This is a genomic window from Arsukibacterium sp. (assembly GCF_033722355.1).
Lineage (GTDB): Bacteria > Pseudomonadota > Gammaproteobacteria > Enterobacterales > Alteromonadaceae > Alishewanella.
This window is the reverse complement of sequence record NZ_JAWVZF010000111.1, coordinates 1-9087: the sequence shown is the minus strand read 5'-3', so window position 1 is coordinate 9087 and position 9087 is coordinate 1. Positions and strand designations below refer to the sequence as shown.

10 protein-coding genes are annotated in these 9087 nt (G+C 46.9%); 4 read left to right on the top strand and 6 right to left on the bottom strand.

Features of this window, described 5'->3' with window-relative positions; genetic code table 11:
• Positions 1-233: VOC family protein (locus R3177_RS10465; protein ID WP_318970979.1), on the top strand; the 233-nt coding region annotated here is incomplete at its 5' end.
• Between the two features lie 40 nt (positions 234-273).
• A complete protein-coding gene (locus R3177_RS10460; protein WP_318970978.1) occupies positions 274-759 on the top strand; it encodes a GNAT family N-acetyltransferase in 486 nt (161 codons plus the stop codon).
• Here R3177_RS10460 and R3177_RS10455 read toward each other — a convergent pair.
• From R3177_RS10455 to R3177_RS10430, 6 genes are all read right to left on the bottom strand, one after another.
• The gene (locus R3177_RS10455; RefSeq protein ID WP_318970977.1) at positions 756-1610 is read right to left on the bottom strand and encodes a substrate-binding periplasmic protein; all 855 of its coding nucleotides are present in this window, start codon (positions 1608-1610) and stop codon (positions 756-758) included. The two genes, R3177_RS10460 and R3177_RS10455, sit on opposite strands and share 4 nt — an antisense overlap.
• Before the next feature lie 84 nt (positions 1611-1694).
• Positions 1695-2588 carry an aspartoacylase gene (locus R3177_RS10450; RefSeq protein ID WP_318970976.1) on the bottom strand — a complete coding sequence of 298 codons (894 nt, stop codon included), beginning with the start codon at positions 2586-2588 and terminating at the stop codon, positions 1695-1697.
• Positions 2589-2778: 190 nt separating this feature from the next.
• Positions 2779-2985 carry a bacterioferritin-associated ferredoxin gene (locus tag R3177_RS10445; protein WP_318970975.1) on the bottom strand — a complete coding sequence of 69 codons (207 nt, stop codon included), beginning with the start codon at positions 2983-2985 and terminating at the stop codon, positions 2779-2781.
• Positions 2986-3120: 135 nt separating this feature from the next.
• Entirely contained in the window at positions 3121-4323 is a 1203-nt protein-coding gene (locus R3177_RS10440; protein ID WP_318970974.1) for an ABC transporter permease, read from the bottom strand.
• A 1-nt stretch (position 4324) separates the two neighbouring features.
• A complete protein-coding gene (locus R3177_RS10435) occupies positions 4325-5122 on the bottom strand; it encodes an ATP-binding cassette domain-containing protein (protein ID WP_318970973.1) in 798 nt (265 codons plus the stop codon).
• Complete coding sequence (locus R3177_RS10430) at positions 5115-5966, bottom strand: DUF3025 domain-containing protein (RefSeq protein ID WP_318970972.1); 852 nt, start codon at positions 5964-5966, stop codon at positions 5115-5117. Before R3177_RS10430 ends, R3177_RS10435 begins: the two co-directional genes overlap by 8 nt.
• A gap of 169 nt (positions 5967-6135) precedes the next feature.
• Between R3177_RS10430 and asnB the strand changes: the two genes are divergently transcribed.
• A complete protein-coding gene (gene asnB, locus R3177_RS10425) occupies positions 6136-7800 on the top strand; it encodes an asparagine synthase B (protein ID WP_318970971.1) in 1665 nt (554 codons plus the stop codon).
• 135 nt (positions 7801-7935) lie between these two features.
• Complete coding sequence (locus R3177_RS10420; RefSeq protein WP_318970970.1) at positions 7936-9060, top strand: hypothetical protein; 1125 nt, start codon at positions 7936-7938, stop codon at positions 9058-9060.
• The last annotated feature ends 27 nt before the right edge of the window (positions 9061-9087 follow it).

Below are 9087 nucleotides of genomic sequence, written 5' to 3'. Positions count from 1 at the left end.
TGACTTATAACTGGGGTACCAGCAGTTATGAGTTGGGCAATGCCTTTGGCCATATTGCGCTGGAAGTCGATGACGTTTATCAGGCGTGTGAGCAAATCCGTGCCAAGGGGGGAGTCATCAGCCGCGAGCCCGGCCCCGTTAAAGGCGGTACCACTGAAATTGCCTTTGTTCGTGATCCGGATAACTATGCCATAGAGCTTATCCAGAAAAAATCGCGGTACGACAGTTTATAGAATCAGTCTGTCAGCCAGTTTTTTAATTAAGGAAACAACAATGACTAACCTTACCGTACGCCCGGCAACGCCGGACGATGCCGCGACGATATTACGGTTCATAACGGAACTGGCTATCTTCGAGAAAGCCGAGCACGAAGTGTTGACTTCAGTGGAGCTGATTAAGCAAACCATCTTCAGCAGCGATGCCAAAGCTCATGCGCTGATCTGCGAAAAGCACGGTCTGCCAATTGGTTTTGCCGTTTATTTTTACAATTACTCAACCTGGCAGGGAAAATACGGCTTGTATCTGGAAGATTTGTATATCTCGCCTGATGCAAGGCGCAGTGGTGCCGGCAAAGCGTTATTTAAAGCATTGGCAACCATCGCAGCGACGAACAATTGTGGCCGTTTTGAATGGAGCGTTTTGGACTGGAATACCCCGGCAATAAAATTCTATCAGTCCCTGGGGGCACAGGAAAAAACAGAATGGCTGGGATACCGCCTGACAGAGCAGCAAATTAAAGCACTGGCCGCAGCAGACTAACGCCGGAATGGATCGCCACCATCTTCCGGTGGCAGTTGCTCACCCTTTTTTTCTGCAAATTGTTCCAGGGTACGGATCATTTGCTCACTATAAACACCCTGATATAACCGGCGCATACTGCCATCACGATAACTTTGCTCAAGAACCTGTTGCCAGCGTTCAACAACACTGTCATCAATATCCAGCGAAAGCGCCAGGTAAAGCTGTACCTGACTTAACGGCTGCATCAGAATAAGATCATGTCCGGCCTGCTGCATTTTTAACTGATGTTCAGCATAGCCAGCTTCATTCAGCACCACCAGCTGCACCCTGCCCTTGAGAAGTAAGGTAAAGCAATCGCCGTGATTTACCGTCAGGATCAGATTACGCCCTTCGGTAAAGCCTAACCTCTTCAGGGAGTTAACATGAACAGACTGGCGGTATTCACAGGCGATATAATTACTGCCTGCCAGTGCAGCGAAATGCCGGCCTCTGAATACATCACTGCGGCCATATAAACCAATAGTATGCATTTTCAGCGGACCTACCCATTTGAAGCGCGCTTCCCGCTCCTGATTGCGCACCGTTTCAAACACACCACTGTTAGTCTGTCGCTGCGCCCGCTCTAAGGCCCGGGCCCACGGCAGTAATTCAATTGTGGCAGGCTGATCAAGCCGGCTAAGCAGCAATTCAATAAGTTCAACAGTCGCACCGCTGACATTACCACTGGCATCCAGATACTCCCCCGGCGGGCTATGTTCGGTATAAAGCCTTAAAACTGATTGCTCTGTCTGCTCCGGCCATGCCAGCGCCATAGTGCTGCTGATTAAAAAAGGGATAACTAAAACTAAACTCAGCCCAAACTTCGGCATGCAAACGTCTCCGGTTTGAACCGCCCTCAAATAATTATCATCTTAATAACACAAAAATCTCATTAATAAAACATAATGCGGGCGTTATTCATCGAGATTAATAAAAACTTTTTCATTTAAAGACATCGCCAGATTATTATCGTAATAAGCTGCTTCATTAATAAAGGTTGGATACACCGTCGTATCGCCCTCATAATAGATTTCAGTGCCATCAAACAGCATGAAAATGGGATCACCCGGATGAATTGGCTGATAGTCTTTGTCCTGCACATTTTTATGCACCATACCCAGTCGCTCACCCCGGTCATTCACAGGCAGTTTAATGCTGTGTAAGTAACGAAAAGCTTCAGTTTGTCTCGGCAGCTCAGGTACCTTGTCATTGTTGTATAACTCGACAAAATCAAGAACATGGCGGGTCATCCGGTCCATCAGCTCAAGCACGTCATGGCGTAGTACAGATTGTGGCTGGGGCCCTACTTCTACAAGTACACCATAGCGGCCGAGTGTACACATCAGGGCATGGTCTTCAGCTTTAAAATGATCCTCGTCCCGCGAGATAATTGCCTCTGGCATGACCATTTTGACGTAGGCAGCCAACTGATTATAAAAAGGTCCGGCCTGAGTCAAAATTAAACACGCCCCCATATTGCTGGTCGTGTTGTGTAAATCAATCAGCAAATCAGTTTTCGCTGCCCCTTTCGGCCCCAATTCAGCGTTAAGCACTTTTGCTCTGCTCTGTTCATAATTACTCAGCAGTGGGTTCGCCAAATCGGTATTTTTAAACTGTCTGTTCAGGTCACTGTGCAAATAACGTTTATTGGCATAATGCGCTTCGGGGTTTGCCCAGACGCAACGACAGTCGAAACTGTCCCGGTCAATCAGATCGGGATTGGCCTGATAATGTTTAATCAGATAGATGCCAGAGAACTCATTGCCATGAACCCCGCCAACGATGGCGACCTGTTTTATCTTATCCATATTTTCTCCATCAGTAATGCTGTCAGAGCTTAACAGTTAATAACTAAGCTTAGCTTATCATTGAGCAGGCCTGATTATTAAGCCAGAATTATGGCGGGAAAGGTTAACAAAAAGAATTAAACAGCGATATCAGTTCAGGGTAAGCAGTAAAGAACGGCAAGGAGGATGGCTGTTTTCAGACCGGCCCTGCTCAGGCAGCAGGCTTGGCCAGATTGTTCGCATCGCGCGGTTGTTTAACCAGTTCATTATGCAATATTGCACTGGCTTGACAGACACATTTACCGCACTGACTGCCAACGCCAAGCCTGGCTTTCAGATCACGCATGCTACAGGCCCCGTCAGCAATGCTTTGCTTAATCGCCTTATCTGATACTGCTTTACATAAACATATGTACATGGCGCTGCCTTAACTTAAACAATAAATTTATCAATTGTCTTACTAAAACAACGCCATTTTAATCTAACTGCGAATTGTTATCAATACCATTTTGCCGAACTGGCCGGGTTCAACCTGCCAGTTTCTTTACCAGGCTTAACGGAACAAGACTTTTTCCTGCTGAAACCAATGAACGCAGAACGCGATCAGGGCTGCAGCCAGGGCAGTGGTCGAGGCGAAAATCAGTGCCAGCAGGCCATAATCTGCCGTCCCCTTAAGCAATTCTTTAATAGCCAGCGCGATATTTGTTAACGGTATTAGCGCCGTGGTGACATCCAGTTCCATGCCCGGTGCCATCGCTATCATTAATGGCACAATAACCAGTATGGTCAGTGGACTCATGTAATTCTGCGCTTCTTTAAAAGTGCGGGCATAGATTGAGATAGCCAGCAGCAAAGCAGCAAAAATGGCAGCGGTGGGCAGCAACAATGAGAACATCAGCATCAGATCTATGACTGTAATGCTGGCGAGTGCCTCAGACACTTTGGATAAATCAGCAAAAGCACTGATAATCGCGCCCCATACCCCGAGACTGACCACGGTAATCAGTGCCGTCATCAATGCGGTAGTCAGTACCGTCAAAAACTTGCCCAACACAATCGCGGTTCGGCTAACAGGGCAAATTAGCAGCGTTTCCAGCGTGCCCCGCTCTTTTTCGCCCGCGCCCATATCTACTGCAGGGTACATGGCACCACTTAAGCACAGTAATACCAGTGCATAGGCCAAAATCGCTCCCATGCTTTCACCGATATTTTCCCGTTGCTCTGCAGTGTTAACCCGGGTTAGCTCCACCGGCTTCAGTATCGCGGTCAGATTGGCCGGGTCAACACCCAACTGACTTAATGTGCCACGCTGCAACTTTTCAGTATAAGCTTTTAGCATCTCATCAAAGTAATTGTACATAAAGTCCAGCTGCGAAGAGCGGTTATAAATTAACTGCCATTCTGTCTGCTGTACCGCGGCTTTGCGGCTGGCAAAGTCGGGTGGAATCACCAGCGCCACGTCGAATTCTTCATTGCGGATCGCCGCAATCAGTTCCTGCTCGCTGCTTAATGTGGTTTCAACTTTTTTAAAGTTTTTATGGTAAAACAGCGCGTCGGCAAATTCTGGTGCCTGCTGCTCGTTAATAATGACGTAGCGATGTTGCTCTTCCATCGCTTTGCTGGTGGTAGTTGCCATAACCAGGCCAACAATGCCGAATAGCACCGGGAAAATCAGAATAGGCAATAAAATAACAAAAATAAGCGTTTTTTTATCACGTAAAAGCTCAGTTAATTCTTTAAAGTAAACCTGCCACATATTAGACGGCTCCCTGCTGTGGTTTATTGGCAATAACGGCTAAAAACGCCTGACGTAAATCACCATCTGGTGTTTGTTGTCTGAATTGCTCCAAAGTGCCGGAAAAACTGCTTATGCCTTTATCAATGACCACAACTCTGTCACACAAGGCGCCGACTTCATCCAGATGGTGGGTGGAAAAAATCACCGGTGTGCCCTGAGCCTTAAGTGATTTTATAAAATCCAGTACCGTCTGTACTGTCATGATATCCAGGCCAGTGGTTGGTTCATCCAGAATAACCACCTTGGGTGAATGTACCACAGCGCGGGCAATAGCCGTTTTCTGCTTCATACCGGTCGACATGGTATCTACCCGCCGGTTGGCAAAAGTATGCATATCCAGCATGCTGAACAGATCATCTATCCGGCTTTTTAGCGCTGGCTCTTTCATACCATGTAACCGGGCAAAATAGGCGACATTTTCAAAGGCAGTTAATTTGCCGTAAAGACCCGTATCAGCTGACAAAAAGCCTATTTCCTTGCGGGCCTGAATAGGTTTGCGTAATACATCAATATCATTGATAAAGACCGAACCGCTATCCTGTTTTAATGCTGTCGATAACATCCTTAAGGTCGTTGTTTTACCGGCACCATTGGGCCCAAGCAACCCCAGCACCTCGCCGTTGCCACAGCTAAAACTGACATCCCGCACCGAATGAAATGCTTTTTCACTGTAGCGGACATCCTGCTTTTCCGTATCTGATAGTTTATTGCCTTTGCTCAGCGCAAATGCTTTGGCTAACCCTTTTATTTCAATCATCTAAGCTTCCTAATTGTTGCCTGCTTTTTTGTGCTCTTAACGGCCGGAAATATTCCATATTCAGGTAAAACGCGGGCTGGCAGTTCTGATGCCACCAGCCTGGCACCCCCAATAGTGGTAAAGGGGTCAGCTGATCATTATCAGGAAGTAACCCGCCGTTAGCAATTTGTTGCGACATGTTTTTATCGAGAAAACTGTAAGCATCTGTTAAAGACCACTGGCAAAAGCCTGCCGGCACCTCAACAAACAGTGCTTTCGCCGTTAATCCAATAAAAGGTGCTGTCGCCATTTCATAAATCGCATGGCCAAATATGACCGGCCTGATGGATTGCCACCAGTCAGCACGACTGTCAACAAAGCTTTGCTGCCACTGATGGGTGCGAAGCAAAGTTGCATGCTTTATTGCCGCGGGCTCCAGGCAAATGACGACACCGCATTCATCGAACAATGTCAGCTTATTTCGCAACTTACTGCGCTGTTTCTGACCATGCTGGCTAATTTCGTGCATGTGCAACCGGTTTAACAAGGCTTTGGTCTTTGGAAATAAACACCAGATCAACGCCCCAAAAAAGTCGTGCCAGTTATCCTTGCGTGTTGGCACACGCTTCGTTGCATAAATATACTCTTCGTAATAACGACCATCAGCAGTGAGCTCCTCGTTATCAACAAATTGCACCAGGGTATGTGTTGCACAGTGATTAAACCAGCCAATATCAGGCCAGGTTGTTAATGGCGCAATAGCAAAGGATTGGCACAAATCAGTAAATAACGGACTTGTGCTTAACAGCTCTGAACTCCAGGAAGCCGGCGGCATAAAACGATTTTTTATAACGGTTTTCTGCATAAATGCTATTTTCTGTTGCTGTCGCTGACAATCCTCAGCTTCAATTACATGTCAAAAGTGCGAAAAAGCGCTTGCTTTTTTAGCATGGCATGGCACATTCAATAAGTACGTATAGACGTACATACTGCCAAAAAATGTGTTTTTTCGAATTTAATTAATAGAGGTTATCATGTGTTCGATATTTGGGGTGCTTGACATCACGACTGATGTTAAAGCGTTGCGCCAGCAGGCGCTACAGTTATCTAAGTTATTACGTCATCGTGGGCCTGACTGGTCAGGGATCTGGAACGATGACAATGCCATTCTGGTGCACGAACGACTGGCAATTGTAGATACTGAAAATGGCGCCCAACCCCTTATTAATGATAATCGAAATCACATTCTGGCAGTGAATGGCGAGATCTACAATCATAAGCAACTTGAACAGGAGCTCAAAGCACCTTACCCGTTTAAAACCAAATCGGACTGTGAAGTGATCCTGCCACTCTATCTTGAGCATGGCGCCGATTTTCTTGACCAGTTACAGGGGATGTTTGCTTTTATTCTGTATGACGCTGAACAAAACCGTTATCTGATCGCCCGCGATCATATCGGTATTATTCCACTTTACTATGGCTATGACGAAAACGGTCAGCTATTTGTCGCGTCAGAACTGAAGGCGTTGGTGCCGGTGTGTAAGCAAATTAAAGAGTTTCCACCAGGCCATTATTTTGACAGTAAAATTGGCGAGCTTAAAAGCTATTATCAGCGTGACTGGCAAAGCTATGATGCGGTTAAAGATAACCCTGTCAGCGAAACAGAATTAAAAGCGGCACTTGAACACAGCGTTAAAACCCATCTGATGTCAGACGTGCCCTATGGTGTACTGTTGTCAGGCGGTCTGGATTCATCGCTGATATCAGCTATTGCCCAGCAGTATGCTAAACGCCGGATAGAAGATAATGACCAGACTGAAGCCTGGTGGCCAAGGTTACATTCTTTTGCAGTTGGCTTACCCGGTTCACCTGATTTAGCAGCAGCCCAGAAAGTGGCGGATGCCATTGGCACCGTTCACCATACCGTGCACTTTACTGTGCAGGAGGCGCTCGATGCACTGCGCGATGTTATTTACTTTCTGGAAACTTACGATGTCACCACGATAAGGGCATCAACCCCGATGTATCTGATGGCCCGCAAAATTAAAGCGATGGGCATCAAAATGGTATTATCCGGTGAAGGCTCTGATGAAATTTTTGGCGGCTACTTGTATTTTCACAAAGCGCCTAATGCGCGGGAGTTTCATGAAGAGACATTACGTAAGCTTAACAGACTGCATATGTTTGATTGTAACCGGGCTAACAAAGCGATGTCAGCCTGGGGTATTGAAGCGCGCGTCCCCTTTCTTGACAAAGAGTTTATGGATGTCGCTATGCGCTTAAACCCTGAAGCAAAAATGTGCGGCGGCGGCAAAATGGAAAAGCACATTCTGCGTCAGGCTTTTGATGGTTTGCTACCAAACGAAATTTTATGGCGCCAGAAAGAGCAATTCTCTGACGGAGTAGGTTACAACTGGATTGACAGCTTAAAGGGTCATGCGGCAAAAGAAGTCAGCGATCAGCAGATGGCCACCGCCAGCTTCCGTTTTCCGGTGAATACGCCGGACAGCAAAGAAGCTTATTACTACCGGGTCATTTTTGAAGAGCATTTCCCGCACGCCGGTGCGATCAGCTGTGTTCCCGGCGGTAAATCCGTTGCCTGTTCAACACCGGAAGCGCTGGCATGGGATGCTAAAATGGCAGAAATGACCGATCCCTCAGGTCGCGCAGTGCGCGACGTGCATTCACAGGCTTATTAACTTTTTTAACTTGGCCAGGGCCACCTTCGGGTGGCCTTTTATTTTAAGCACTGATTTTCCATGGCAGATATAGGCGCTGCAATAATTAAATGGCACAATGACTGGCCATTCAGATAATCATTAAGTGCTGATCTTATGCGATTTTTTAGTTTGATATTAACAGGTAGTCTGATATTGCTCTGCGGCAGCTTTTCGGTAAGTGCAGCGGAAGCGTTGCCATTGCAAGGTCAGTGGTTAACCGATACCTCTGGTCGTACTCTGCTGGATCCACAAAGCTCCGGCCTGACGCTGCGCCATGGTGAACTTATTCATATTGGTGATAACAGTGCGGCATCAGCTCAACGCAATATACTGATGAAAATTGACCCGGCAACCGGTCAGCTCAATGCCGCACCGGTTAAGATCACAGTCGCAGAACCCTTGACACGAGGCTGCTTTGGCCCCCTCCTTACAGCTTACCCTGACTGGGAGTCATTAACATGGGACAGGCAGGATGATACGACGCTCATCACCGTTACTGAAGACTCATCGAACTATCAGTTAACCGGAGAATGCGCCAGCCGTTATGCTGACACTAACGCGACGCCATATCCGACTTTGCTGGTCAAAATCAAGATCGATAAAGCGCTGAGCAAAGCCGAAATTGTCGCGGTTCGCCCCGTGCAATTTCCCGCTGAAGCCAAGGTAGGCAATTTTGCTAACGATGGCATTGAGGGATTAGCAATAGATAACGATAATCAGCTTTATCTGGCACTGGAGAAAAATCAGGCGAATGCGCCTATGATTTTTTCCACTGCCTATGATGACAATTTCTGGCAAGACGAACAGTTTGTTAAAGTAAAAGACACTGGTTTTATATTACCGCTGCCGGATGGCGGTAATCATCCGATTAATGGTCTGGATTACCTGGCGCATCCTGATAGCAGCCATCCGGGTTATCTGCTTGCTGCAGCACGGAATGATAATCAGCTATGGATCCTTGATCTGAGCCGGCAACAGCCTCCTTTGGTTCAGTCATTAGAGTTTTATGCACCCACTTATTCGGCCAATGCCACCCCTCCCTGCCCGGCTTATCAGAAACTTGATAATACCTCAATTGAAGGGGTCGCGGTTTCAGACAAGCTGGTATACCTGGTTAACGATCCATGGAAAAGTCAGTATCTGAAAAATATTCAGTGTCCGGCCAACGCTGAACATTTTAAGCTGTTCTCGCCATTGCTATTTCAACTGAACATTAGCCAGCAGTGGTTTATTCAGTAATCACTGAAAGCCAGCCTGCACTGCTAG